At 67.9% G+C, this 24,737-nt stretch carries 18 protein-coding genes and 1 pseudogene; 11 read left to right on the forward strand and 8 right to left on the reverse strand.

Translation table 11 applies throughout. From position 1 onward, the window contains the following. Positions 1-1,189: 1,189 nt before the first annotated feature. On the reverse strand, positions 1,190-1,756 hold the full coding sequence (locus OC490_RS10465) for a hypothetical protein (protein ID WP_262057595.1): 567 nt from the start codon (positions 1,754-1,756) through the stop codon (positions 1,190-1,192). 3 nt (positions 1,757-1,759) lie between these two features. Further along, entirely contained in the window at positions 1,760-3,481 is a 1,722-nt protein-coding gene (ctaD, locus tag OC490_RS10470) for a cytochrome c oxidase subunit I (protein WP_262057596.1), read from the reverse strand. A 295-nt stretch (positions 3,482-3,776) separates the two neighbouring features. On the opposite strand from ctaD, the gene OC490_RS10475 reads away from it, so the two are divergent. Beyond that, complete coding sequence (locus OC490_RS10475; protein WP_262057597.1) at positions 3,777-5,402, forward strand: GAF domain-containing sensor histidine kinase; 1,626 nt, start codon at positions 3,777-3,779, stop codon at positions 5,400-5,402. A 12-nt stretch (positions 5,403-5,414) separates the two neighbouring features. Here the strand turns inward: OC490_RS10475 and OC490_RS10480 are convergent, their stop codons facing one another. Then, on the reverse strand, positions 5,415-6,140 hold the full coding sequence (locus tag OC490_RS10480; RefSeq protein WP_262057598.1) for a response regulator: 726 nt from the start codon (positions 6,138-6,140) through the stop codon (positions 5,415-5,417). Then, positions 6,113-6,238 carry a hypothetical protein gene (locus OC490_RS10485; RefSeq protein WP_262057599.1) on the reverse strand — a complete coding sequence of 42 codons (126 nt, stop codon included), beginning with the start codon at positions 6,236-6,238 and terminating at the stop codon, positions 6,113-6,115. Before OC490_RS10485 ends, OC490_RS10480 begins: the two co-directional genes overlap by 28 nt. A 360-nt stretch (positions 6,239-6,598) precedes the next feature. Here OC490_RS10485 and OC490_RS10490 point away from each other — a divergent pair, with 360 nt between their 5' ends. Beyond that, positions 6,599-7,570: an acyl-ACP desaturase gene (locus OC490_RS10490; protein ID WP_262057600.1), complete on the forward strand. Its 972-nt coding sequence runs from the start codon at positions 6,599-6,601 to the stop codon at positions 7,568-7,570. Positions 7,571-8,178: 608 nt separating this feature from the next. Here the strand turns inward: OC490_RS10490 and OC490_RS10495 are convergent. Further along, the gene (locus OC490_RS10495) at positions 8,179-12,798 is read right to left on the reverse strand and encodes a multicopper oxidase domain-containing protein (RefSeq protein ID WP_262057601.1); all 4,620 of its coding nucleotides are present in this window, start codon (positions 12,796-12,798) and stop codon (positions 8,179-8,181) included. A gap of 570 nt (positions 12,799-13,368) precedes the next feature. Between OC490_RS10495 and OC490_RS10500 the strand changes: the two genes are divergently transcribed. Further along, on the forward strand, positions 13,369-14,034 hold the full coding sequence (locus OC490_RS10500; protein WP_262057602.1) for a response regulator transcription factor: 666 nt from the start codon (positions 13,369-13,371) through the stop codon (positions 14,032-14,034). Further along, positions 14,024-15,283 (forward strand): sensor histidine kinase, encoded by a 1,260-nt coding sequence (locus tag OC490_RS10505; RefSeq protein WP_262057603.1) that lies wholly within the window; start codon positions 14,024-14,026, stop codon positions 15,281-15,283. Before OC490_RS10500 ends, OC490_RS10505 begins: the two co-directional genes overlap by 11 nt. A 69-nt stretch (positions 15,284-15,352) precedes the next feature. Here OC490_RS10505 and OC490_RS10510 read toward each other — a convergent pair. Then, a pseudogene (locus tag OC490_RS10510) lies at positions 15,353-16,125 on the reverse strand (HD domain-containing protein). Between the two features lie 470 nt (positions 16,126-16,595). Here OC490_RS10510 and OC490_RS10520 point away from each other — a divergent pair. The 5 genes from OC490_RS10520 to OC490_RS10540 all read left to right on the forward strand — a co-directional run bounded on the left by OC490_RS10520 (position 16,596) and on the right by OC490_RS10540 (position 20,079). Then, on the forward strand, positions 16,596-17,132 hold the full coding sequence (locus OC490_RS10520) for a hypothetical protein (protein ID WP_262057605.1): 537 nt from the start codon (positions 16,596-16,598) through the stop codon (positions 17,130-17,132). Continuing rightward, on the forward strand, positions 17,129-17,500 hold the full coding sequence (locus OC490_RS10525) for a hypothetical protein (RefSeq protein WP_262057606.1): 372 nt from the start codon (positions 17,129-17,131) through the stop codon (positions 17,498-17,500). Before OC490_RS10520 ends, OC490_RS10525 begins: the two co-directional genes overlap by 4 nt. Before the next feature lie 34 nt (positions 17,501-17,534). After that, positions 17,535-18,605 carry a terminase large subunit domain-containing protein gene (locus OC490_RS10530; RefSeq protein ID WP_262057607.1) on the forward strand — a complete coding sequence of 357 codons (1,071 nt, stop codon included), beginning with the start codon at positions 17,535-17,537 and terminating at the stop codon, positions 18,603-18,605. Positions 18,606-18,720: 115 nt separating this feature from the next. Further along, the gene (locus OC490_RS10535; RefSeq protein WP_262057608.1) at positions 18,721-19,467 is read left to right on the forward strand and encodes a hypothetical protein; all 747 of its coding nucleotides are present in this window, start codon (positions 18,721-18,723) and stop codon (positions 19,465-19,467) included. Between the two features lie 342 nt (positions 19,468-19,809). Further along, on the forward strand, positions 19,810-20,079 hold the full coding sequence (locus tag OC490_RS10540) for a hypothetical protein (protein WP_262057609.1): 270 nt from the start codon (positions 19,810-19,812) through the stop codon (positions 20,077-20,079). A 125-nt stretch (positions 20,080-20,204) separates the two neighbouring features. Here the strand turns inward: OC490_RS10540 and OC490_RS10545 are convergent, their stop codons facing one another. Together OC490_RS10545 and OC490_RS10550 are read right to left on the reverse strand one after the other, a co-directional pair. Beyond that, positions 20,205-21,209, reverse strand: a complete 1,005-nt coding sequence (locus tag OC490_RS10545) for a D-alanyl-D-alanine carboxypeptidase family protein (RefSeq protein WP_262057610.1) — start codon at positions 21,207-21,209, stop codon at positions 20,205-20,207. A gap of 778 nt (positions 21,210-21,987) precedes the next feature. Continuing rightward, the gene (locus OC490_RS10550; protein ID WP_262057611.1) at positions 21,988-22,533 is read right to left on the reverse strand and encodes a hypothetical protein; all 546 of its coding nucleotides are present in this window, start codon (positions 22,531-22,533) and stop codon (positions 21,988-21,990) included. A 1,517-nt stretch (positions 22,534-24,050) separates the two neighbouring features. Here OC490_RS10550 and OC490_RS10555 point away from each other — a divergent pair. Together OC490_RS10555 and OC490_RS10560 are read left to right on the forward strand one after the other, a co-directional pair. Continuing rightward, positions 24,051-24,284: a type II toxin-antitoxin system VapB family antitoxin gene (locus OC490_RS10555; protein ID WP_053672219.1), complete on the forward strand. Its 234-nt coding sequence runs from the start codon at positions 24,051-24,053 to the stop codon at positions 24,282-24,284. Continuing rightward, on the forward strand, positions 24,281-24,688 hold the full coding sequence (locus tag OC490_RS10560; protein ID WP_262057612.1) for a PIN domain nuclease: 408 nt from the start codon (positions 24,281-24,283) through the stop codon (positions 24,686-24,688). The genes OC490_RS10555 and OC490_RS10560 overlap by 4 nt, the downstream gene beginning before the upstream one ends. Positions 24,689-24,737: the final 49 nt, after the last annotated feature.

The following is a 24,737-nucleotide window of genomic DNA, read 5'->3' on the forward strand; positions in this document are numbered from 1 at the left end:
TGTGCAGGTCGCTGACCTGCGGAAACGTTTGTTTTTGGGTGTCGGAGCGTCAACTCTGCCTGGACGGACTGAATCCGCTGCTCGCGAGTTCGTGCCACGTTGGCCTGCGTAGATTGATGTCCTTCTGACCTGCGTGGATGTGCATCAACCGAGTGGTGTTCTGCCTGGCTCCCCGGCGACGGGGCATGAATTGAGGCCGTCCTGAGGCCGGAGGTACTTGCGAAGTACGCCGGATGCGTTGTCCGACGAGTCGTCTACCGGTGGATCAAAGCGTTCGTGTGACGGCCGGGGCCTGCGGGCAGTAAGTCTGACGAACGTCCGAGGAAACTGCCCCAACAGGAAACAGTCCGGAACGCAGGTGTAGCAGCCCTTGAGGGGCCTTCGCCCGTTCCCGCAGGAACGCGACGGCGGGCGGCGATGAGCGGCCTGCCGTCGCGTCGATCGGCCCTCGTGCCGCATGTCGGCCTCGCCCTGAGCTGTCCTGTAGGGAGCGGCTGGGGGCGGGCGCGCGGCGTGCCCGACCCCAGCGTTCACGAAGGTGTGTCGGTCAGGTGTAGTAGCCGCTGGAATCGATGACGAGGTCGATGGTGCCGGTGCTGTCGTTGTAGAGGGTGATGGATCCCCCTGCTGTCGGTGGGGGTGAGGGCCGTGAGGGCCGGATCGTCGGAGCCGATGTCGTTGGTGAGACCGCTCTCGTCCAGCACTGTCCGGGCGGGGCGGAGGGCCGAACTCCAACCCGTCGGCGGTGGTGAGCCTGCCCTCCAGCGGATGCGGTCGCGTACCGGGACGGGGCGATGTCGGTGAGTTCCGCGACGGCGTCGAGGCCGTCACCCCGTGTTCGCCACAGGGTCGGCCACCTCGGCCGACGCGCTCCCCTCCGGCAGGTCGTGCAGCAGGAGTCGGCTGACATCGGCGGCGTGCGGGCTGACCGGTTCGAACCGGTCAGCCCGCCACGGTGAGTCTTGGCGATCAGGCTGTGGCGAGCAGCGAGCGGGCCCGTTCGGCCGGGACGGGCGCGACGCGGGCCGGCTGTGCGCCCGCGGTACCGCTTGCCGGGCCTGTCTCCGTGTCCATGCGCACCGCACCCTTCTGTAAAAGGAAGGTTCACCTTATTCACGTGCGGACAGGAGGTATCCGCGCCCACCCGCCGACTTGTGCCTCCGTCCGTTCCCGGGGAGCCGACATCTCCCTAGCGCGGGGGCCGCGCTCGGCTCGTCGTGGTGCGACGGCGGACCGAGCGTTCGTACGTGATCGCGGTGGCGAGGGTCAGGCCGGCGGCGGCGGCAGGGGCGGCGTCCAGCGTCCAGCTCCCGCTGTCGCCGGACGCGGCGGTCACCGCGACGGCGGCGGTGACCACGGCGGAGACCAGGCCGCAGGCGAGGAGGGCGGCGACAACGTACCGGGCGAGGTCGTGTCTCCGGCCGTGCTGGGGCAGGCCGGCGTCCAGCGCCGCCCAGTGACGGACGATCTCCCGTACCTCGTGGTGGTGCTGTGCGGCGGCACGGATCCGCAGAGCAGCCGTGACGATCGCACCCGCCACAGCCACCACGCATGCCGCCTGCCAGATCACGCCGACGAAGAGAAGTACGGCGATGCCCGCGAGCGTCGTCCAGCCGGTGAGACAGGCCGCCGCCGCGGTACGGCGGGAGACCGGACGGTCGGCGCCCGCACGCAGGTCGGCGAGGGCCGGGAGGTACCAGACGCAGCCGGACGAGGTCACCACCGCGGCGCCCAGGGCCAGGACGTGCTGGGCCATGGCCTACTCCGCCACGTCGAGTGCGACGATCTCCGGATGGTGCAGGTCGAACGCCGGGGACTCGGACCGGATCCGCGGCAGGGACACGAAGTTGTGCCGCGGCGGCGGGCAGGAGGTCGCCCACTCCAGGGAGCGGCCGTAGCCCCAGGGGTCGTCGACCTCGACCTTCTTTCCGTACTTGGCGGTCTTCCACACGTTGTAGAAGAACGGCAGGATCGACAGGCCGAGCAGGAACGAACCGATCGTCGAGACCGTGTTCAGGGCGGTGAAGCCGTCCGCGGCCAGATAGTCGGCATAGCGTCGGGGCATGCCCTCGGCGCCCAGCCAGTGCTGGACCAGGAACGTGGTGTGGAAGCCGATGGTGAGCGTCCAGAACGTGATCTTGCCGAGGCGTTCGTCGAGCATCTTGCCGGTCATCTTCGGCCACCAGAAGTGGAAGCCCGCGAACATCGCGTACACGACCGTACCGAAGACGGTGTAGTGGAAGTGGGCCACGACGAAGTACGAATCGGAGAGGTGGAAGTCCATCGGCGGCGAGGCCAGGATCACGCCGGTCAGGCCGCCGAAGAGGAACGTGATCAGGAAGCCGGTGGCCCAGAGCATCGGGGTCTCGAAGGACAGGGACCCCTTCCACATGGTTCCGATCCAGTTGAAGAACTTCACGCCGGTCGGCACGGCGATGAGGAACGTCATGAAGGAGAAGAACGGCAACAACACGCCACCGGTGACGTACATGTGGTGCGCCCACACCGTCACTGACAGGCCGGCGATCGCGATGGTGGCGCCGATCAGGCCCATGTAGCCGAACATCGGCTTGCGGGCGAAGACCGGGATCACCTCGGAGACGATGCCGAAGAACGGCAGCGCGAGCACGTACACCTCGGGATGGCCGAAGAACCAGAAGAGGTGCTGCCACAGCAGCGCCCCGCCGTTGGCAGCGTCGAACACGTGGGCGCCGAACCTGCGGTCCGTCTCCAGCGCGAACAGGGCGGCGGCGAGAACCGGAAAGATGATCAGGACCAGCACCGCGGTCAGCAGCACGTTCCACACGAAGATCGGCATGCGGAACATCGTCATGCCCGGTGCGCGCATGCAGATGATCGTGGTGATGAAGTTGACCGCGCCCAGGATCGAGCCGAAGCCGGACAGTGCGACGCCCATGATCCACAGGTCGGCGCCCAGGCCGGGTGAGTGCACGGCGTCCGACAGCGGGGCGTAGAGGAACCAGCCGAAGTCGGCGGCTCCTCCCGGGGTGAGGAAGCCGAAGGCCGCGATGGAGGAGCCGAACAGGAAGAGCCAGTAGGCGAGCATGTTCAGCCGGGGGAAGGCGACGTCGGGGGCGCCGATCTGCAGCGGCATGATCCAGTTGGCGAACCCGGTGAACAGGGGCATCGCGAACATCAGCAGCATGATCGAGCCGTGCATCGTGAACGCCTGGTTGAACTGCTCCTGCGACATGATCTGCAGGCCCGGCCGGGCGAGTTCCGCCCGCATCAGCAGGGCCGTCACACCGCCCACGATGAAGAACACGAACGCGGTGACCAGGTACAGCGTGCCGATCTTCTTGTGGTCGGTGGTCGTCAGCCAGTCCGCCCACGACGGCCGGGCCGCGGGCCGCACCGCAGGTCCGGATGCCTCGTCCGCCACGGCGACCACGGCACGCGGCCGCGCGGTCCTCACCTGCTGTATCTCGTCCACCGGACGGCGTCCTCCCCTGGTGTTCATGTCGTCGGCGAGCCGGGAAGCACCAGGAATGCGGGAACGGACCTGACCCTTCCCGGCCGCTGCCACATGATCGTCGGTGGGGTACGGGGTGCGGATAGGGTCGAACGGCCCCTGCGGAGGACCGCACATAGGGTCCAACGTCCCCTCTTCGTGCCGTTGGGCGGCCGGGTGCTCCTCACCCCGCGCCACGGTCGTACGCTGCTGAGCACCGACCGGTTCAGGAGCGCCAGAAATGCACGAATCGCCACCCCCGAACCCTGCGCCGTCACAGCGGCGACTCGATGTGCCGGACCGGATGCACAGCCTCCTTGAGGCCGTCACGAACATCGGCCGCGGCCTGGAGCTGCCCCAGGTCCTCGGCAGCATCGTGGATGCGGCGGTCACCCTCACCGACGCCGAGTACGGCGCCCTCGGCGTGATCGGCGACGGGCAGCGACTGTCGCAGTTCCTGCCGGTCGGTATGGCCGACGACCTCGCGGCCCGCATCGGCCAGGCCCCCTGCGGGCGCGGCATCCTCGGCGAGCTGATCCGCAATCCGGTTGCCCTGCGTCTCACGGATCTGACCCGCCACCCGGCCAGTTTCGGATTTCCCGAGCACCATCCGCCGATGCGCACGTTCCTGGGGGTGCCGGTCCGTGTCCGGGGCGAGGTGTTCGGCAACCTCTACCTGACCGAGAAGCGCGGGGGCGCGGGCTTCGACGCCGAGGACGAGGCCGTGCTGGCGACGCTGGCCAACGCGGCCGGGGTCGCCGTCGACAACGCCCGCCTGTACCACGACAGCCTCCGCCGGGAACGCTGGCTGGAGGCACTCAGCGAGATCACCCGCGCCCTGTTCGCCGGAACCGCCGTCCGCGAGGTGCTCCGCCTGATCGCCCGCAGGGCGTGTGAGGTGGCCGACGCCGACCTGACCGCCGTACTGCTCCCGGTAGAGGCGGACGGTGCCCGGCTCACGGTGGAGGTGGCTTACGGTCATGACGCCGAGCACGTCGAAGGAGCGGTCCTTCCCGCACACGGGTCGCCGGCCGGCCCGGCCGCCTGTACCGGTGAACCCGCGACCACTGCGGACGCCGGTGGCGAGCCGCGGGCCCATGCGCTCGGCGACGAGGGCGGCGATCCGAAGGGGTACGGCCCCATTCTGGCCGTCCCGTTGCCGCTGGATGCCTCGGCCTGCGGCGCCCTGCGCCTGAGCCGGCGCGTGGGCCGCCCGGCCTTCGACGACACCGAGGCGGCCCTGGTCTCCCGGTTCGCCGACCAGGCCGCGATCGCCCTGGAACTGGCCCGGCGCCGCGCCGAGTCGGAGGAGCTGGCCGTGCTGCACGAACGCGACCGCATCGCCCGCGACCTGCACGACCTGGCGATCCAGCGGCTGTTCGCCACCGGCATGACGTTGCAGAGCGCCACTCGCATGATCGAGAGCCCCGACGCCGCCGAGCGGGTCTCCCGGGCGGTACGGGATCTGGACACCACCGTCCAGATCATCCGCTCCACCATCTTCGAGCTACGCTCGGCCGGGGACGACCGCGGCGGTCCAGGGCTGCGCCGCCGGATGCCTGAAACCGCCCGGCTGGCCGCCCAGTCGCTCGGCTTCAGCCCGGTTCTCCGGATCGACGGACCGGTGGACTCCACCGTCCCCGCCGAGGTGGCCGAACACGTCCTGGCGGTGACCGCCGAAGCCCTCAGCAATACCGCCCGGCACGCACACGCCCGCCGGGCGGACGTCGTCCTGACCGTGCCGGCGACCGGGGATGTCCTCACCCTCGCAGTGACGGACGACGGGGTCGGCATGGGTGGCGCCCAGCACACCGGCGGACTGGCCAACCTGCGCTCCCGCGCCGCGCAGTACGGCGGGACGCTGACCGTCGAGTCCCCGGCACAGGGCGGCACCCGGCTCGTGTGGCGGGTGCCGCTGCCCGCAGACTGACGGAGCGCCGGTCTACCGCTCGGGCCCCCGCTGCTCCCGCAGCTTCCCGGCGAGCATCGCCGCCTGGATGCGGCGGCCCACACCCAGCTTGGCCAGGATGGACGACACCCGGTTCTTGATCGTCTTCTCCGCGAGGAACAGCCGCTCGGCGATCTGGCGGTTCGTCAGCCCCTCGCCGATCAGCTCCAGGATCTCCTGCTCGCGTGGCGAAAGCCGCTCCAACTCCGGTGAGACGTACGGGGCTTCGGGTTCCGGCCGAGGGTCGCGCAGCCGAGCCATCACCCGCGCGGCCGCCCGGGGATCCAGCATGGACTCCCCGCCCGCCACCGTACGGACGGCGGCCACCAGGTCCGAACCGTCGATCCGCTTGAGCACATAGCCGGCCGCGCCCGCCATGATGGCGTCGAACAACGCCTCGTCATCGTCGAACGAGGTCAGCATCAGACAGGCAAGTTCGGGCATCCGGGCCCGCAGCTCCCGGCACACCTCGACCCCCGCGTGGTCCCCGTCGCCGCCCTCGCCGAGCCGCACGTCCAGTACCGCGACATGCGGGCGGACCGCAGGCACCCGGGCGAGCGCCTCCCGGGCACTCGCCGCCTCCCCGGCCACGACGATGTCCGGCTCGGCCTCCAACAGGTCGCGCACCCCTCGGCGTACCACCTCGTGGTCATCCAGGATGAACACCCGCAGAGGTGAGGTGGGCGAGGGAACTAGGCCGGCGCGCGTCTGTGCTTCCACGGAAGCCAGCCTACGAGCCGGGCGGCCGCGGAGACCGACCACTTCGTGCCGGGCGTTCTGCGGGCGGTGACGTTCATCCGGTTCTGGACATTGGTCATGAAGGTGAGCGTGATGAGCTGCGCCGATTCCCGCTCCTCGAAATGGCGGGGCTCTTTCGTCGTACGCGGCATCGGGCACCCGCTGACGAGGTCGCTGACGGGGCACCAGCGGCAGGCGCGGGTGAACGCACCTCCGTCGCACGGCCCGCGGCTTCCTGTGGTCCGGCCGCAGGCCGCCGCATCCCCGCTCCGCGGGCTCCCGTACCCCCCCGGACGGGAGCGGGGCCGCAGCACCTGGTACGCGCCGGCCTCCGCGCCCGTACGCGCCAGTAGGGCCGAACGGCCCCTGCGGAACCACGGCGCGGCCTCATAACTTACGGAACCGTAGGTTGGCTCCCGCAGCGAAAGGCCGGTTTCTCCATGGCCGCCGTCTCCCCGTCCCCTTCCGCCCGCCGCACCACGTGGACGGACCCGCAGCTCCTCCACGCGCTGGAGGAAGTGGTCGAGCGCGAACTCAACCGCCACCTGGGGGTGTTCAAGGAGTGGATGCCCCACGAGTACGTCCCGTGGAGCCGAGGCCGGGACTTCGAGGGGGTCCTGGGCGGTGAGCCCTGGGCGCCGGAGCAGTCTCCGCTGACCGCGGTGGGCAAGGTCGCGATGGTGGTGAACCTCCTCACCGAGGACAACCTGCCCAGCTACCACCACGAGATCGCCACCCTGTTCGGGCGTGACGGCGCCTGGGGCACCTGGGTGCATCGGTGGACCGCGGAGGAAGCCCGGCACTCCATAGTCATGCGGGACTACCTGGTGGCGTCCCGCGCTGTGGACCCCGCGGCACTGGAGCGGGTCCGCATGACTCACATGTCCGCCGGATTCGTCTCCGACAACCGGCACTCGCCGCTCCACACCGTGGCGTACGTCGCCTTCCAGGAACTGGCCACCCGCATCTCGCACCGCAACACCGGGCACAGCTCGGGCGATCCGGTCTGCGACCGCCTGCTGGCGCGCATCGCCACCGACGAGAACCTGCACATGGTCTTCTACCGCAACCTGCTGGGGGCTGCCCTGGAGATCGCCCCCGACCAGGCATTGCGCGCCGTCGCCGACGTGGTGAGCGGCTTCCGGATGCCCGGCCACGGCCTGCCGGGCTTCGAGCGCGCCGCCGTCGAGATCGCCCTGGGCGGTGTCTACAACCTGCGCGTCCACCACGACGACGTTCTCCAGCCGGTGCTGCGGCACCTCAAGGTCCTGCGTCTGACCGGCCTTGGGCCCGAGGGGCTCAAGGCCCAGCAGGAGCTGGGCGAGTTCCTCGGTTCACTGGATGCGCAGGCGACCCGGTTCGACGAGCGCAGGGCCGTCATCGTGGCGCGGCGCGCTGCCGCCAGGCGCTGAGCGTGCCGTGTCCGTCACCGCCGAGTCGGCGCAACTCGACGATCTCTGCCTTGAACTCCGACGGGGACGACCGGCGTGAACGAGCGGTGGGGACGAGGCCTCTTCTTCCCCAGGTACTCCGTGAGGGACATCATCCTTCCGGGGCCGAAGCCCCTGATCTTCGATGTCCGTCAAAGAGCGCCCGGGGCGGGCTCCGTCGGCACCGGATGGGGAGTGGGTGACGCCGACGGTGTGCCGATTCACGGTGCTGCGGCCATCCGGACCGAGCACGACCACGCCGAACTCCCGAGCACGCTGGACTCGTTGGAGACATCGCTCCAGGTCAGCGTCATCCTCCCGCTACCGCCGGCCCTGACCGCGGTTCCCGTCAGGTCTGCCGGCATCGAGGGGGCCGATACCTGGACCGTGACGGGAGAGACGTCGTGCTGCGCCCGGCGACGTTCACCGCCGAGATCCGGTACTGGTAGGGCGACCCCAGTGCGACGGTGCCGTCAACGGACGTGACCGTTCCGGTTCTGTCGCGGGCCGGGGCGTGCTGACCTGGCTGAACGTCACGCCGTTGTCCTTCCCGATGAGGCCGGCGTTCGGCCAGGTCCGCAACGCGGCGGTCAGGCCGGTGGGGACAGCGGAACGTTGACCGCAAGGGGGTCCGACACCGACTTCACCGTCATGCTCGGGAACTCGCCGCCGTATCCCACCGTGTTGAGCGCGACGACCCGGTAGAGGTACGGCGTGGTCGTCGATGCCGTCGGGTCGGTGAAGGCGCGGGTCTCGTGGATGTTCGGCTGGTCGAGCGGCGAGTCGACCGTGCCGACGTCGACCCACGTGGTGCCGTCCCCCGACCGCTGGACGACGAAGGAGGTCTCGTTGATCGAGCTGTCCTGCCATTCCAGCCGGATCCGGGCGTTCTCGCCCGTGCCCACGACAGCGGACGAGAGCCCGCTCGCCTTCAGCGGCGGCAGCGCCAGCGACTCGGGACGCATCATGTCCATCTCCTCGTGGCTGAGGATGTGACAGTGGATGACGTACTCCCAGCCGAAGTTCACCAGCTTGTTGGTGATGGCTGCCGTCGGGTTGCCCTGCGGATCGATGTTGTTGAACATCGACGTGTCACCGAGTGGCATCGCCGGGTCCAGCGGCCGGACGGAGTTCGGCACTTCGAAGGGCACCGTCGGCACGACCGGCCTCAGCGCGACGATCGTGTCCTCCAGCGGGCTCATCCGCACCGTGTCCTTCCACCCCAGCTCGTTGGCGTCCGGCCGGATGACGATGTTGTCCCAGGTCACCCGGTTGAGTACCTGGACGTCGTACAGGTGGAAGTGGATCGGGTGCGTGTCCACCCCGTTGTGGGTGAACCGCCAGATCTGCGTCCCGTCCGCGTTGGTCCTGACAGGCGTCACCTTCACATCCCCCTTGGGCAGGTCGGTGCCGTCGATCAGCTCGGTCTGCGGGTTGATGTACGGGTACAACGTCACGTTCTGCGCCCCCGGGGTCGGTGGCTGCGCCTCGACGCCGAGGTTGGCCTGCATCCGGCCGAAGTCGTCGAACGTCGTCGCGTTCATCTCGTCGTGGATGGCCTTCGGCTGCAGCGGCATCGTCATCTTGCTGTTCGGTGTCTTGAGTGTGTTGAAGCCGAACGTCGACGTGTCGTTCACGCGGACCAAGCCGTCGCAGCTGTTCACGGACGTGTTGGCGACGTTGCAGTTGCTGCCGGCGGCAAAACTCGTGCCGTACGCCGAGTTGTAGGCCGCCTGCCCGACGATCGTCGGGTTCTGCCCCGACTCGAAGACGCCAGAGCCGTCCGCATGGTGCTTGAAGGCGGCCCGCAGCTTCACCAGGTCGAACGCCGGAGCCGGCGTCGTGCCGGCGATGGTCACCTGCATCACGGTGCGGGTGTTGGGCCCGTACCCCGGCAGGATCTTCGGCGCCCCGACCGGGCTTAGGTCGGGTGCGCCCGTGTAGTAGTCGTACGACGCGATGCGTGCCGGGTAGGCCGCGGGGGCGTCGTTGTACAGGATGAGCGTCTTGCCGGCGAACTTCGAGAAGTCCACCAGCACGTCGGCCCGCTCGGCCGGTGCGAGCGCCAGCGAGTGCTTGTCCACGTTGCCGACGTCGAAGCGCGTCGGGTCGGTGATCCAGGTCGTCGGCTGCTGACCGTCGATCACAGCCGGCGCGGGCAGGAAGCCGCCCTCGTTGGCGATCTGGATCCAGTCCGGCCCGGCGGCGTCGTTGTTCGCGTCCGCCGGGGTGGGCGACACGTTCGGGTCGGTCTGCGCGGCCGCCAGCTCGCTCGGCTTCAGCGCCACCTCGGTCGTGCCGTCGCCCTGCTTCGGGTCGGCGGTGTACCACTGGAAGTTGAAGAACCGGTCGTTCGCGGCGTTGAGCAGCCGCATCCGGTAGGTCTTCGGCTGGAGCGTCACCTTCGGGTAGGCGACCCCGTTGACGATGGGTGTGTCGTTGAACTGCTCCATGCCCGTGGAGATGTTCGGTGTGCCGGGGATCTGCTCCGGCTCGCAGTACGGGTCGGTCTGGTACTGCCAGGTCGATGGGTCGTCCAGCTTGCACTTCGGGTCGTAGTACGGGTTGGCGATCGGCCCGTACCTGGCGGTGCCGGCCGGCGGCCAGAACCACGGCCCGTACATCCAGCGTCCGTACGCGCTCATGCCCGAAGGGTCGCCCGGGTTCTGCGCGGGCATGTAGACGTGCTGGTACCAGAAACTGCCTCTGGTGCCCCAGCGTTGCGTGTTCCAGGTGGGGTCCTGGCCGTAGGAGACCGTCTTGCCGTTGGCGTCCTTCTGGTCCTTGAGCTGCGAGTCGTCCGGCACGAACGTGCGGTCCTGGACCAGCAGCGGGACGGTGTCACCCGCGTCGGGGATCGTACCGCTGTTGACCAGAGCCTTCTCCGTGTCGTCGGTGATGGTGTAGCCCGCGGCCTCGCCGGCGTACACGTTCAGCCGGGTGATGCCGTAGGAGTGGTCGTGGTAGAACATCAGCCGGGCGCTCTGCTGGTTGGTGTAGTAGAACGTCGAGCAGCCGTCGTCCTTCGCGGCGCAGAGCGTTGCCCCGGTTCCGTCCACCATGTCCGGCACGTTCTGCACACTGACACCCTGCGGCCAGTCGGTGGTCTCGCCGGCCGGGGTGATCCACTGGTGCGGGGTGCCGTCGCTGATCCACGGGGTGACGCCGCCGTGCAGGTGCAACGTGGCCCGGTTGTCCGGGAAGCAGCCGGTCTTGTCGTTGGTGCACATCGGGTTGCGCACCTCGTCCGTGACGGTGCCGTCGTTCTTCGGGGCCGGCATCGTCATCGGGCCCATGCCGGAGCCCATGCCGGTGCTGTCGACCGGCAGGAACAGGTCGCCGTCGGCGCCCTTGGGGAGCAGGTTCCGGAACACGATCCGCACCGGCCGGTCCTTGGTGGCGGTGATGAGGGGGCCCATCCACTGCGGTGAGGCCACACCCGTGTACGGCAGCGGTTGCCTGGTTCCGTCCATCAGCTCGTTGTAGAGCGGGACCTTCCGTCCGGGCACCGCGTCCGTCGACAGCTGGACGTAGCCCCGCACCAGGGTCGGCGGCAGGTCCGAGGAGAACCGGGTGAGGTACTGCACAAGGCCGATGACGTACTCGTCGGCCGGCTTGCCGCCGGTGGTGACGGGCTCCGGCACACCCACGGGGATGAATTTCTCCGACGGCTTCGTCGACGGTGCCTGCAACTGTGCGACGTCGGGGCAGCCCGTGCCGTTTGCGTTGGGGTCGCAGGTGACCGGGAGCTCGTCCTGGAACTTCTTCATCCCGGCCGAGAGGTAGCCGGCCCCCGGGGCGGTGACCTTGATTCCACTGATCGCGCCGGCGTTCGTCACGGCGGTTGCCGTTGCCCCGGTACCTCCCCTGCCCGTCGGGTCGGTGATGGTGACATCGGGCGTTCCGGTGTAACCGGAGCCGATGGTGCTCACGGTGAGCGCCCCCAGTTTCAGGCTGCTGGAGACCGTCGCCTGCGTCGCGCCGGGGATCGGGTCGGCCAGGGTCCCGTTGTGGATCGCGACGCCCGGTGCGCTGCCGTAGCCACTGCCGGGATCGTCGACGGTCACCTTGGTGACGCTGCCGTCGGCAGCGAGATCGGCCGGGTCGACGTGGCCCTTGGCCACCGTGCCGTTCGGGTCGTCGGGAAGGTCGAAGTCCACCGTCGGCATGGTGTAGCCCGACCCGCCGTCCGCGATCGTCACGGCATCCACCCCACCGGAGGCCGTTGCGGTGGCACCGCTGCCCCCGCCGCCGGTGATGCCGACGGCGAAGCCGCCGTAGCCGCCGCCGCCCGTGCCGGCCGTGAGGCCGACCACGGCCCCGGTCGACTGGACGGTGGCCTCCGCGGTCGCTGCCGTGGTGCCGCCGTCGACGGTGACCGACGTCGCGTCGGCGACGTAGCCGTGCCCCGGGGCGGTCACGTCGATACTGGCGATGCCGCCGGTCTGCGGGTCCACCGTGGCCGTCGCCTCGGCACCGGTCCCGGCGATCGCCGGGACCACCTGCGCCCCGAAGGAGTACTTCCGGTCCTGGGTCGGGTAGAGCGGGTAGTCGGTCGAACCCACCGTCACCGTGCCGCCCTTGGCCGGAGGCACGTTGGTCGGCGGAGAGGTGGTGCTGTCGACGCCGGCCGGGTACATGAAGGTGTCGGTGTTGGATGCGACGCCGGTGTCGACCGGGATGCCCTGGCCGTAGAAACCGATGACGTCGCCGGCCTGCACGGCGACGTCGGGGACGTTGTACGTCGTGACCTCTCCGGTTGTGCCGGTCGGCTTGGGCACCGTCTGCAGCCCGCTGTCGGCCACGACGGTGTATCCGTCCGGTGCGCCCGTCGGCCGCAGGACGTAGGCGTGGAAGAGGCCGCCCTCGGATGCCGTCGGGCTTCCCCCTGGCGTGGTCTGGTTCCAGGTCCGGAAGCTCTTGAGGCTGCCGCCGGGCAGCGGAGTTCCGGCCAGGACGACGAGTTCCGGCCCGAGTTCACCCGGCGGCGTCGCGTAGTCGGTCGCGTATGCCCGCTCGGCCAACGGGTTTCCCACCGATATTGCGGTGGACGTGATGGTCACCTTGGCCTTCGACAGGGTCAGCGGGCTGTTGGCCCAGTTCGGCCACGGGCCGAAGTAGTGTGGGACCTTCGTCCCGTCCGTCGGGCTGCTCGGCCCGCCGGCGGCAGCCGCCTGCGCCTGCTGGACCGGCGCCGGCGGCAGACCCATGAACATCGCCGCCATCGCCCCGACGCCCAGCAGCGCGACAGTGCGCCGCCTTCGCTCCTTCCCTGACGATCTCTTCTCTAACGATCTCTTCCCTGACGGTCTCGTTGCCTGTTCGGTGAACACGTCTTCCCTCTCCCTTTGGCGACCCGCAGCCGCTTGCACGCTCGGATCCGGCCCCCTTGGCCCACCCGAAGGCGGCGAGAACGAGGGCGCGAGCCCCTGCCACCGGTCGATGGCGCGGCCTGCCCGGGCCGCGCGACAACTCTGCGGTCGGCCGCAGAGTGCACGGGCAAAGATGACGAGCCTCTCATCCAGCTGTCATGACGGGGCGTCGCGAGGCCGGACTGCGCGGGACACCGCCACATCGGACGCTTCATCACTGGATGTGCCGACCGCATCACTTGATGTCACCGTGAGCGCCTTCGGGTGGCGCGAAACGGGTCGATCCAGGCGCTTTCCGCGATCGTCTTTTGAACATGTGGTGTGGCATTTATAAAGATCCTGTGAAAGTGGTAGATGACAGCGCAAGAGAGCGCTGTCGAGTGCGCGGGGAGTAAGGAAGTAACCACCATGGCCCGGCTGTTGGTCGTCGAGGACGAGGCACGGCTGCGCGCCTACCTCGCGCGCACGCTGGAGGCGGATGGTCACGTCGTCGACAGCGCGGGGTCCGGCCCGGACGCCGTATGCCGTCTGCTGGACGGCGAGTTCGACCTGGTCGTGCTCGACCTCATGCTGCCGGGCTTCGACGGCTTCGAGGTGATGCAGCGTGCCTTCGGCCGAAGACCCGGCCAGCGGGTTCTCGTCCTGTCCGCCGTGATGGATGTCGCCACCCGGGTCCGGTGCCTGCAGATCGGGGCCGTCGACTTCCTGGGCAAGCCCTTCGCGACCGCGGAGCTGGTGGAGCGTGTCCGTACCAGGCTCCGTACGCCCTCCGCCGGCGTTTCCCAGCGGTGGCTTCGCGTCGGGGAGGCCATCCTCGATCTTGAGCGGCAGGCGCTCACCCTCGACGGGAGGGACGTGCCCCTGTCGCACCGCGAGTTCATGCTGCTCGGCCACCTCATGCGGCGCGCAGGGGAGGTGTGCAGCCGGCGTGAGCTCCTCGCGAGCGTCTGGGGCTACGCCGACGACCCCGGGAGCAACGTGGTCGACGTGACGGTCCGGCGGATCCGCGGCAAGGTACCCCGGCCGGTCATCGAGACGGTGCGCAATGTCGGGTACGCGTTCAGTGCCGACTGACCGCCGGCGTCTCGTCTTCATCGGCTGGGCGCTGTTCGCCGCGAGCAGCCAGCTGCTGCTGTTCGTCGCACCCGCCCTTGAGACCGTGTCGTTCCACCTGGTGTGGATCAGCATGTCCATCGTCTACGGCGTCCAGAGCTGGTCGGTCCGTCGCATGTCCGTCGTGCTGACCGTGGTCATCCTGGTCACGGCTACTGCATCGAGCGGGTTCATGGAGGAGGGCTACGCCCGCTGGGACGAGCTCGCCGAAGTGCCGCTGATGGCACTGGTGTTCCTGGCCATGGTCTGGCACGTACGCCGGCGGGCCGCTGCCTTCGCGGAGACGCAGAGCCTTGTCGAGCGCGAGCGTCGCGCGCAGGAGGTCAAAGAACTGTTCGTCCGCAACTGCTCGCACGAGATGCGCACGCCGATCACGGTGGCCCGCTGCTACGCGGAGATGGTCCGGCACGAGCTGTCGACCCCGGAGAGCAAGGATGACCTCGACGTCGTGGTGGACGAGCTGGACAAGCTCGGCCGCCTCGCCGGGCGTCTCCTCGTCCTGGCCGATGCCTACGAGTCCACCGTGTTCGAGCGGGACCCCGTCGATCTTGGCTCTCTCCTGCAGCGGACGGTCCAGCGGTGGCGGCCGGCTTCGGACCGTGACTGGCTCCTGGACGCGCCCTCCGTCCTGGTCGAAGGTGACGAGTCCCGGCTTGAGGCCGCCCTCGACGCCTTGGTGGAGAACGCGGTGAAGTTCACCGCGGACGGGGACGCCATCGCGCTGCGCTGTCGCGCGACCGGCGACGGTGCAGTGGTTGACGTGGAGGACACGGGCATCGGCTTCGCCCGGTCGCAGGTCGACTACGGGAGCGGCCAACCGCAGTCGTCGGGTCGCCCTGGCACGGGGCTCGGCTTGGCGATCGTGCGTGCCATCGTCGAGGGGCATGGCGGTGTCCTCACTGTGGTGTCCGAGCGGCCGAGCGGTTCGTTGCTCCGGATGGTGCTGCCGCTGCACCCACCGGCGGACGAGCCGAGGTCGGCACCGGCCGGTCCGTCGGGGAAGCCGCGCTTGCGAGCCGAACCGGAAGAGCCGACACAGCACGCCTCACCCACCAAGAGCCCGTACCCGCAGGAGGCACCCCGTGAGACCGAGACCGGTATGACGGGTCGGCTCGGCATATGGAAGCCGCACCGCACAGGGCGGGCCCGGGGTCGCACCACGCGAACCCTTGGTCGTTACGGGACCGGCTCGCCCTGGTGGCGGGCCTGAACTCTCCGTCCCTGGTCGTCGTCGGCCTCGTACCGTCGCGTGTGGAGATGTCGCATACCGGCGTCGCGCTCATCCTCGTCGTGGTCGCCGCACCGGGCAGTCGTACGGCGGGCGTCGTCGTGGCTGAATCCGCTGCTCGTGAGTTCGGCGCCGGGTTCGTCTGCGTCGGCCGATGCCTTTCTGACCTGCATGGACGCGTGCGGATGTGTTGCCGCTGAGATGGGTTTTGGTCTGCTCTGCTGCGGCAGGGCCATGTGTTGAGGCCATAGGGATCGCGAGGAGCGAGGTCGATCCAGGCCGGTTGGACCATCCGTTCCCACAGTTCGGAGAGCAGGTAAGGATGCCGGGGCCCTCGGCCTGAGCGGGCGCGGACCAAACTTTCGGCTGCACTCTGTACGCCACCCTCGCCGGCAACACCGGCGTCACCGCCCACGCCTGTGTCCTGATCGCCCTAGCGGGGCCACCGCCGTCGAGCGGCACCTTGACGAAGCGCCGGTGGCCAGGCTCGTGGTCCACGGTGGCCGAAGCCCAGCAGACCTTCCGTGACCTGTGTGCCGCCTCCGGAACCTGGGCCTGGAACGGAGGAGTGATCTTCCCCAGATCGTGCAGCCCGCCCAGAACGCCAGCACCCGCCGGGCCTCGGGCACCGTCAGCCCCAGCGCCCCCGCGATCTTCTCGCGTACCGGATCGCTCAGTACGACGTCCCACAGAGCACCGAACACCCCTGTGGTGTCCAGCAGATGGCAGATCACTGGGTACGGGTGTGGAAGGCCATGCTCCTTGCCCCATAACCGGGTGTCGACCGGGGGGTCCTCGGGCGGGACGGACTCGCGTTTCATCATGACGGCAATGGATAACAGGCCCCACTGACAACGCGCCCCCACCTGCGCGAAGAGCAGATCGGAGTAAGCACAGGGCCGTAGACTCCAAGTTGTGGGGCCTCAGTTGACGCAATGGCGAGCCAATCCCAGGCGAGTCCAGCCGCGTTCCGCAAAGAACTTGCAAACTGCCGCAAGAGGCTCAGGTCAGCAAGAGTGCTCTCCGCGTGAGCGGAGGTGAACCGTTCGCCCGGAAATCGAGCGCGATGCTGGCGCGATGCTGGCGCGGTGCTCTCCGTGTTAGCAGACGCTTCAGGCGGTACGCAAGCCCGGCCGTATGCGCCGCCCGGCCTCGCCGCTCTTGCTGGGAGTGACAGGGGCAGGAGCCGGCAGGGGAGCCAGCTCTGCTGGATGGCGTCAGTTCTCTGACCTCTACTCTTGTGTCCTTAGAGGCTGGGAAATCCGTGGCGCAAGGGGAGAAGGAAGACTGACCGGTGAGTGACCGGGGTGTCGCCGATCTATGGGAGCGACAGAGTCATGAATCTCCCCAGGCGTTCGAGGCATTCGCCGCGTACCAGGATCTCGGTCCGGCGCGGAGTGTCACGAAGGTGGCACGGGAGTTGGATAAATCCGGCGCGCTGGTGGGCCGGTGGTCGCGGCAGTTCGCGTGGGTGATGCGGGCGACGGCGTACGACTGGGAGCAGGACCGGCTGTTCCTCGCGGAGCAGGCGCAGGCGCGACGTGAAATCGCGCGCAGGCACTCGAAGTTGGCGCAGGCCGTACAGAGCAAGGCGGTGGCGCGGCTCCAGACGCTGGACCCTCGGGAGCTGACGCCGTCGGAGCTGCTGCGCTACATCCAGGTCGCGGCGGAGATCGAACGCAGGGCCGTGGGCGAGGCACCGGTGGCCGGGACGGTTGAGGACCAGGACCAGGGCGCGGACGTGAAGGCGTTGACGGACGAGGAGCGTCAGGCCCGGATGCTCCATTTCCGTAGGGAGTTGGAGCGTCGGCTGTCGGAGGGCGCCCAGTGAGCCGGGGCCGGGCCAAGCGTCGGATGGTCGAGGACTTCGCGGACCCGTCGCTGATGAGCGACGATCAACTCAGGGCTGAGGTCGCCGAGTTGATCCGGGCCGGTGAGCTGTCGGCGCGGCGGTGGACGTGCGAGGTGGTCGGTTGTGACGGGCTGCCTCATGAGGGGTGGCGGCATCACCATGCCCGTGCGGCGCAGTGTCAGCCGCTGTGGCTGTGGACGGGGTGGATGCTGCTCACCGGCCGTGGCTGGGGTAAGTCCCGGACGGCGGCGGAGGCCGTACGGGAGTGGGCGCAGACGCCGGGGTCGCAGATCGCGGTGATCGCGAGGAACGCCACGCTGGTGCGGGATCTGCTTCGAGTCCCCTAAGTCGGGCCTGCTGTCGGTGTTTTCGCCCGAGGAGGTGGCGAAGTACAACTCGTCGCTCGGCGACACGGTCCTGAAGCTGACGAACGGCACGCTGATTCGCGGGTTCGGTGCGGAGACGCCGGACAACCTGCGTGTGTGGGCGTTCGACAAGGCGTGGTTGGACGAGTACGCGGCCTGGTCGCGGCATACCGCGCAAGAGGTCTACGACATGCTGTGGTTCTGTCTGCGAGAGGCGGACATCCCGCAGGTCGTCATCTCCACCACGCCGAAACCGCTCCCGCATGTGAAGCGACTCGTAGAGCGCGGCCGCACCCAGGAGAAGGCTCACGAGGAGGGCGGCGCGCCACCGCGGGTGGTGCTGACCCGCGGGCACATGCGGGAGAACGATGCCAACCTGTCGGCGGCGGCTCGGGAGGAGTTGGAGGAGGAGTACGCCGGCACCCGGCTGGGGCGGCAGGAGTTGTCCGGCGAGCTCCTGGAGGACGTTGAGGGCGCACTGTGGAAGGGATGGATGCTGGAGGTCGAGGGCTTCCGTCCTCGGCCCGAGCATCTGCCGGACCTTCAGCGGGTGGTGGTCGCGGTCGACCCGGCTACGAAGTCCCATGAGAACGCGGACATGACGGCCTTCACCGTGGCGGGGCGCGGGTTCCCGGTGGAGTCGATGTACGGGGACGACCGGCCCCGCGGGTATCTGCTGCACGCGGAGCAGGACCGGTACACGCCGACGCAGGCGATGAAGCGGGCCGCGACGCTGTACCACGAGCACCGTGCGGGCTGCGTGGTCATCGAGGCGAACAACGGTGGCGACTACTTGCCCGCGCTGCTGGAGCAATTAGATCCGATGGTGAACTGGCGGATCGTTCATGCGACGCGGGGGAAGCGGGCTCGGGCGGCTCCGGCCGCTCAGCTGTACGAGCAGGTACGGGTGCATCACGTCGGCTCGGCGCGGGTGTTCGCAGAGTCGGAGGAACAGATGACGACGTTCGTGGGGCAGGGGAGACGGAGGACTCGCCAGACCGGCTCGACAGCGCGGTGTGGGCGCCGTGGGATCTGTTCTTTGATCCGACGATGCCGCCGCCGCGCGGTGGGGATGATCAGCGGTTGACAGGCAGGCGGTGATGGCTGGATGCGGTTGTGAACTCACCTACGGCGAAGGTGAGTTGTCAGTGGCACCCCTTACCGTTCGAGCTAGGAATTTTGGCTCGACCAGGAGGATGGCCATGACCGAGGATCTGCGCCGGAAGTACAGCAGCGCCGACATTGCTGCGTTGATGACCCTGGCCCGGGGCGGGTGTTACGCCCCAGAGTGTGGGGCGCCGACCCTGCGCATGATCGACGGGGAGCCGGTTCTCAGTCTTGAGATTGCACACATTCGTGCTCTCAAGCCGGACGGGAAGCGGTACACCGAGTCGTGGAGTGTGAAGGAGCGCAACAGCTTCGCCAACCTATTGCTCCTGTGTAATGTCCATCACAAGCGGGTCGATGGGAAGGGAGGCGAGAAGTACACCGTGGAGATCCTGGAAAGCTGGAAGTACGCCCGTGAGGCTGACGGGCAGGCTGCCTTGGCAGGGTTAAGCGGGCTGACGGAAGAGCGGCTGGCCGAGATGATTCAAGAGGCGCAGGAGGCTTATGTCGAGCGGATCGTCCCGGTTCTGGGTGCGGTCGCGCGGCAGATGCCGGAGCTGGCGTCTTTGATGAGGATTCTCAAGTCGGATATGGAGGAACTGCGGGGCCGTCGACCTGGGGTGTCCGAGGACTCGGCCTGGATGGTGTACCGGGCCAGCGAGGGGCTGGCGCACCTCCAGGACAATGCCCCCACGCTGCTGAAGGCTAGTGAAGATCTTCAGCATCTGCAGGACAGCCTGCCTGCGCTGTCGCGCCTGGCCGCCCTGCCGGGGAAGCTCAGTACGGCAGCTGACGAGATCAAGAGTGCGGCTGCTGCTCTTTCTGACGCTCGGCGCTACTGATCAGAGACTTGTGGGTCGGTCATCACGGCAGGTCGCATGACTACCCTGGTCCTTCAGCGCGGGGCTGACGACGGAGGAACCGCCCCTGATGGGCCTGCGCCAATTCGTGATCGATGCGTGGTCGTGGCTGAACTACAAGCCGGTGATGGCCGACGCCGGTCGTCCGGGGAGCCGCGCGTTTCCGGAGCTGACCAGGACGCGGGTGCCACCGGATGAGTTGCAGCGGCTGGCCGCATACAAGGTGCTCGCGTCGTACGACAACAACCAGGCCGGGCAGCTCGCTGCGGCCGGTGGTGACACGGGCGCGCTGGAGCACCGGAACTCGGCGACGCGGCCAACCTCGTGGACACCGCGCTCGGTTACCTCCTGGGTTCGGAGCAGAAGGTCGCGGTCGAGGGTGCGGAGCACGCCGACGAGGAGACGCCGACGTCGGGCGCGGCCGAGGCGGTTGCGGTGCAGGAGTGGTTGCGGACGTGGGCGGACAAGGAACTGCTGACGTTCCGGGTGCAGCAAGCGGAGCGGGCGGCGGTCTTTCTCGGGGACTCCGTGATGGGATGCCCAACCGGCAGCCGAGACCAGCCCCAGCACAAAACGGCGCTCCCGCAACCGTAGCCCGAAGACCAGTTCCACCTGACCACGTACGACTTGACCAGCATGCGGCCCCTCGTTCAACGAGGGGCCGCCGCGGTTGGCGATGTATTTCCTGCTGCTGAGCATCGCCAGCCGATTCTCAGCAGTCAGCAGCGGGTGCTATCGGACAGCACATCCCAGTGCCAGTGCTCGTTCCTGTACTGGTGGAATCCGAACCTGGCTGCGTTGGTGCGCAACCACGTCCACGTCGGCCCCGATCCGTTGATGCAGCCGACCGAGGCGTCGATGCCTGCAAAGTCGATGGCCAATCCCATCTGATGGTTCGAAGTCCCAGGGCGAGCCACACGGCTGTAGTTGCCCTGCCGGCAGAGGGAATTGGCGTTGCACAGGGCCTGCTGGTGCGCCATGGTCCGAAACGCGCTGGAAGCGTTCAGGGTGAGTCCTGACGCCCTTGCCGAGCGGAGCATGGCTGCGATGGCACCCGATACGCGAGAGTTCACCACAGCCTCACCGTTCGCGCCGGGTACCCGATAGGCGGTGTTCCCGCTCTCTTCGCTCGTGCTGCGCAGACCTGCCACCGCGCACAGGCGGATGAGCACCCTGGCGGAGTTGTGGTAGCCGTCCGCCACTCCAAGGTCTCGAGTCCCCGATGCGCAGGGCACGTTACGGGAGTCGTTGTAGACAGGAGTGATCGGAGTCGCCGACGTACCTCCGCCCGACGTGCGTGAAGCCCAGACGGCAACATGCCCTGGATCACGGTAAATTACCGCATTTCCATCGTTCTGCAGTTCGAGGTAGGCACCAGGGTGGCCTGCGGTGCTGCTGGCCCAGATCGGGACATGACTCGGCGCGTAGAGCACGAGATTGCCATCCGTCTGCATCTGCGCCACGGTGCCCGGACGGCCCGCGGTGCCGCTCGCCCAAAGGGCGGGATCGCTGCCTCGGTACAGGACCAGGTTGCCGTCGGTCTGCATGATCAGCGTGTAGCGGCCGTCAGGGGACTGAAGCTTGCCGCCCGTGGCCAGCGACTGTCCGCCTCTCAAAGTGTGAGGGGCTTGCGCCGCTTGAGCCGGGCCGACACTTCCCAGGAGCAGGGCGAGTATCGGGGCCAGCAGCACGGTCAGCCCAAGTCGCCGGAGGACAGTTTTCACAGGCGGGCTCATCTCTCGACTTCTGCAAGGCTGTGAGCCCACCCTCCATGCAGGGCGGAGCGCACACGGTCTTCAAATCCGTGTCCATGTCGTCAAGATTTAAAGATGAGATGCATCCCGGACATCTGTTCCAATCGGCCCTCGGCCAGTGGCTGCACGGCGTCATCCCGGGAATCGGCAGACACGCCGCGTGCATGGCTGCGCAGAAGCCAGCTGTACGCCAATCCACCCTTCGACCGACACAAAGCTGGGCGAGCCCCCGGCGGAGTGTTCATCCTCCACACCGCGCGCCCGAAGCCGCAGCCCGCCCGATCTCGCCAACTCGCTCTGGAAGAAGGTGACTGAGCCGGATTAACTGACGAGACAACGACTGGCCTGCGGAAATGGCTACAGAGGCTCCGCCCCGAGTAGAGGGGCGGAGCCTCTGCATGTTGGACGGGGAATCCGCTGCGCGCGGGTTCGATTCCCGTCCTAGAGCTGGCGCGATCGTCCTCTACGCCTTCAGTGTCATCTTGCCGGGCCTCGTTGAGGCCGCAAGGACAGGAACAGACTGGCACGGGCTGAGGAGCACCCACATGGATTACCTCATCTGACCTGCGAAAACGTCAAGATGAGCATTGATCGGCAAGGATCGCACAGATCCTCAAAGGACTCTTGCTGGGCTGCCCCTCCGCCCGAACCAGGGACGTCCGACGCGACTCCGAACCAGGCTGTCGAGCGGGACGAACCCCGGTCACGCACCTCCTTTGCCTGCCTCACTGGCAGCCGCTGACGCCACTCAGCAGTTCTTCACCCAGTGGACCCAGTACCAGGGGGCGTCGTCGTCCCAGCTGAGGGCACCTCCGTCGTGCCAGCGCGAGACGCCACTGTCGTCCAAGAAGTTGGCAACGGTACCCGTGGTTTGGTTGTTGATCCACGACCCATCAGCCGTCCACGGGATCCTGTAGCGGGCGCAGCTGTACATGGGGATCGACGAGCCCGTGAAGTTGATGCCGCTGTAGGCGCAGAAGTATCCGTAGTCGACAGACGAGGCGCAGGGGTCAGCCAGCGCCCCCTTGGTCATGTCGCGGGGGTGAGCTTCGCCAGGGACAGCCACGAACATCAGGTTCTTGCCGCCCAGGTCGATCACGTTGGCGGCCACCTGCTTCCCGCCTGTCTGGGTGAGATACCCGTCCACTTCGTTCTGGAGTGCCGAAGTCTGAGAGGCGGTGAGTCCCGCCTGCTTGGCCTGGGAGGCGTAGGGGCTGGTGGCGCCTTCAGCACCGGCTGATGCGACGCCGGCGCTGAAGGTCAGCGCCAGAGTGGCCACGGCAACCGCGAACATCGCCCTGATCTTTGACAATCTGCTTTGCATTGGTACCCCCTTATGGTGCGTGCCATGGATTGCTGCTCGGCGGTGGATTGCTGGACGTCTCAACGTAGGTGTCGCCGAATGGAGGGCGCCAAGGGTTCGATTACCGTCGAAACATGTTTGATGGCGAAGCGACCGCGAGGGGGCGCGGTGTACGACGTCTCCGACCACGAGACCGCAACCCAGGTCGAGGACCAGTCGGGCTGCCCGGAGTGCCGTCGCTGCGATGTGCCCGGCACCGCGGCCTGGGATGGCTGCGAAGACCCGTGCAGCGGCGCGGCGTCCGGGCAGCTCACGGTCAACGTGACCCGCATCTACCCGTCGACGACCACCTTCCCGTCGCCGGACCAGACTGTGAGAGACCTGCGGAACTGTCAGCCTCCGCCCGTGACCGCGGTCGAGATGGTCGTCACGCTGCTGCGGTGCGCGCCGGGCCCCACCGAAGAGGGCTGCCCGCCAGGCTGTGACGATCTGTCCGAGGCGGCTCGCGTCCTCCACGTCGATGCGCTGACGGCCTACAGCGCCCTGCTGCCTGCCGGCGGCCGGTGGGGCCGCAGAGGACGGCAGGTCGTAGCGGTTGACCGGTTACGTTGCAGTCGTCATAGGCGTTTGCCGAGCGGACCGCCGGACGCTTCCTGTCCACCGACCCGGTCCCCTGCGGCCCGAACGCCAAATCGAAATCGGCTTAACCCGCGGCTGTCGAACGAGTCTCATCCGGGTTCGCCCGGAGGGGTAATCGCCGCATGTCAGAGCGGCCTTCGTCCGATCCTGCGTTCCGGATCAAGAAACACGCGGGACCAGTACTAAGGCCGTAGGCATGAGTGTGGTGCGCCACTGCCGCAGAGGCTCCGCCCCGACACCCAGGGCGGAGCCTCTGCGCGTTGGAATGAAAATCCGCTGCGGGCGGGTTCGAAGGCCGTCCTTGAGCTGGCGCGATCGTTCTCCATGCCTTCGGCACGATCCTGCCGGGCCTCATTGAGGCCGAGTTGAGGCCGCAAGGACAGGAACAGACTGACAAGGGCTGACTAGCTCCAACATGGATAACCGCATCTGACCTGCGAAAACGTCAAGGATGAGCGTTGATCGGCAAGGACCGCCAAGATCCCCAAAGGACTCATAATCCGTCGGCCGTGGGTTCGAGTCCCACCCGCCCCACCACTCGCTACGCGAGCAGAATCGATCTGACTGGCAACTTTGCTGGAGGGTCGGGCGAGTTGAGGGTCCTGGCGGCCCTGTCGTGATCATGATTTCATGATCGTCTGGACAAATTTTGGACGCCGATTCCGGTCAAGTCGGGCATGGTGCCTACGTGGTATTTCGTGTCGACGTCGAGCAGGTCTTCGCCGCCTCGCCCCGTGGCGGGAAGTGGCCCATGGGAACGTCCCGACATCCAGCGCACTTCCCTCGCGTGGTTTGTTTGTGATCGATGGCTGCGCCCAATGTTGGTGATGTATCTTGGGTACATACATCGTGGATGTTGGAGGTGTCCGATGTCCGTCACGCAGATTGATCTCGACGACGAGGCGCTGGCCGAGGCCATGCGGCTCATGGGCGTCACGACGAAAAAGGAGACCGTCAACGCAGCCCTTCGGGACTATGTGGCGCGGATCAAGAGGCTCGAGGCTGCGGAGAAGCTGGCCGCGCGCGGTGCGCGTGGCGAGTTCGAGCAGGCCGCGGCGGCGCATGACGCGGAGAAGCGTGCCCGGCGCGAGGCCTTCGAGTGATCACGTATCTGGTGGACACCTCGGCTCTGTGGCACCTGTTTCGCACCCCAGGCGCGTTGCGGCCCTGGGAGGGACACATTGCCGCCGGGGTGTTCCACATCTGCGAGCCGACACGGGCCGAATTTCTCTACTCGGCAACCAGCCCGTCCCATCGGGATGAGCTCGCAGAGGAACTGGACGCGCTCTGCTCGCTCTCTCCGGTTCCGAAGAACGCCTGGCGTTGGGTCGACACGGCCCAGTACAAACTGACCCAGCGGGGCCGGCATCGCGCGGCTGGAGCGATCGATCTGTTGGTGTGTGCGACCGCGGTCCATCACGGGCACACCGTGCTCCACGTGGACAACGATTTCGTGACGGTGGCCGGAGTCCTCAAGGAAGTTCAGCAGCGAGACGTACGAGCCTGATCTTCTGAAGCCGGTTCACTGTGTCGGTCTGTTGGCCCCACCGATGATC

The organism is Streptomyces sp. STR69 (assembly GCF_024519455.1).
Classification (GTDB): domain Bacteria; phylum Actinomycetota; class Actinomycetes; order Streptomycetales; family Streptomycetaceae; genus Streptomyces.

Excerpts from the sequence above, each read along its gene's own strand:
- OC490_RS10465 (WP_262057595.1), bottom strand. The coding sequence starts at position 1,756 with ATGGCCCAGCACGTCCTGGCCCTGGGCGCCGCGGTGGTGACCTCGTCC.
- ctaD (WP_262057596.1), bottom strand. The coding sequence starts at position 3,481 with ATGAACACCAGGGGAGGACGCCGTCCGGTGGACGAGATACAGCAGGTG.
- OC490_RS10475 (WP_262057597.1), top strand. The coding sequence starts at position 3,777 with ATGCACAGCCTCCTTGAGGCCGTCACGAACATCGGCCGCGGCCTGGAG.
- OC490_RS10485 (WP_262057599.1), bottom strand. The coding sequence starts at position 6,238 with ATGACCAATGTCCAGAACCGGATGAACGTCACCGCCCGCAGAACGCCC.
- OC490_RS10490 (WP_262057600.1), top strand. The coding sequence starts at position 6,599 with ATGGCCGCCGTCTCCCCGTCCCCTTCCGCCCGCCGCACCACGTGGACG.
- OC490_RS10495 (WP_262057601.1), bottom strand. The coding sequence starts at position 12,798 with ATGGGTCTGCCGCCGGCGCCGGTCCAGCAGGCGCAGGCGGCTGCCGCC.
- OC490_RS10500 (WP_262057602.1), top strand. The coding sequence starts at position 13,369 with ATGGCCCGGCTGTTGGTCGTCGAGGACGAGGCACGGCTGCGCGCCTAC.
- OC490_RS10535 (WP_262057608.1), top strand. The coding sequence starts at position 18,721 with ATGACCGAGGATCTGCGCCGGAAGTACAGCAGCGCCGACATTGCTGCG.
- OC490_RS10550 (WP_262057611.1), bottom strand. The coding sequence starts at position 22,533 with ATGTTCGCGGTTGCCGTGGCCACTCTGGCGCTGACCTTCAGCGCCGGC.
- OC490_RS10555 (WP_053672219.1), top strand. The coding sequence starts at position 24,051 with ATGTCCGTCACGCAGATTGATCTCGACGACGAGGCGCTGGCCGAGGCC.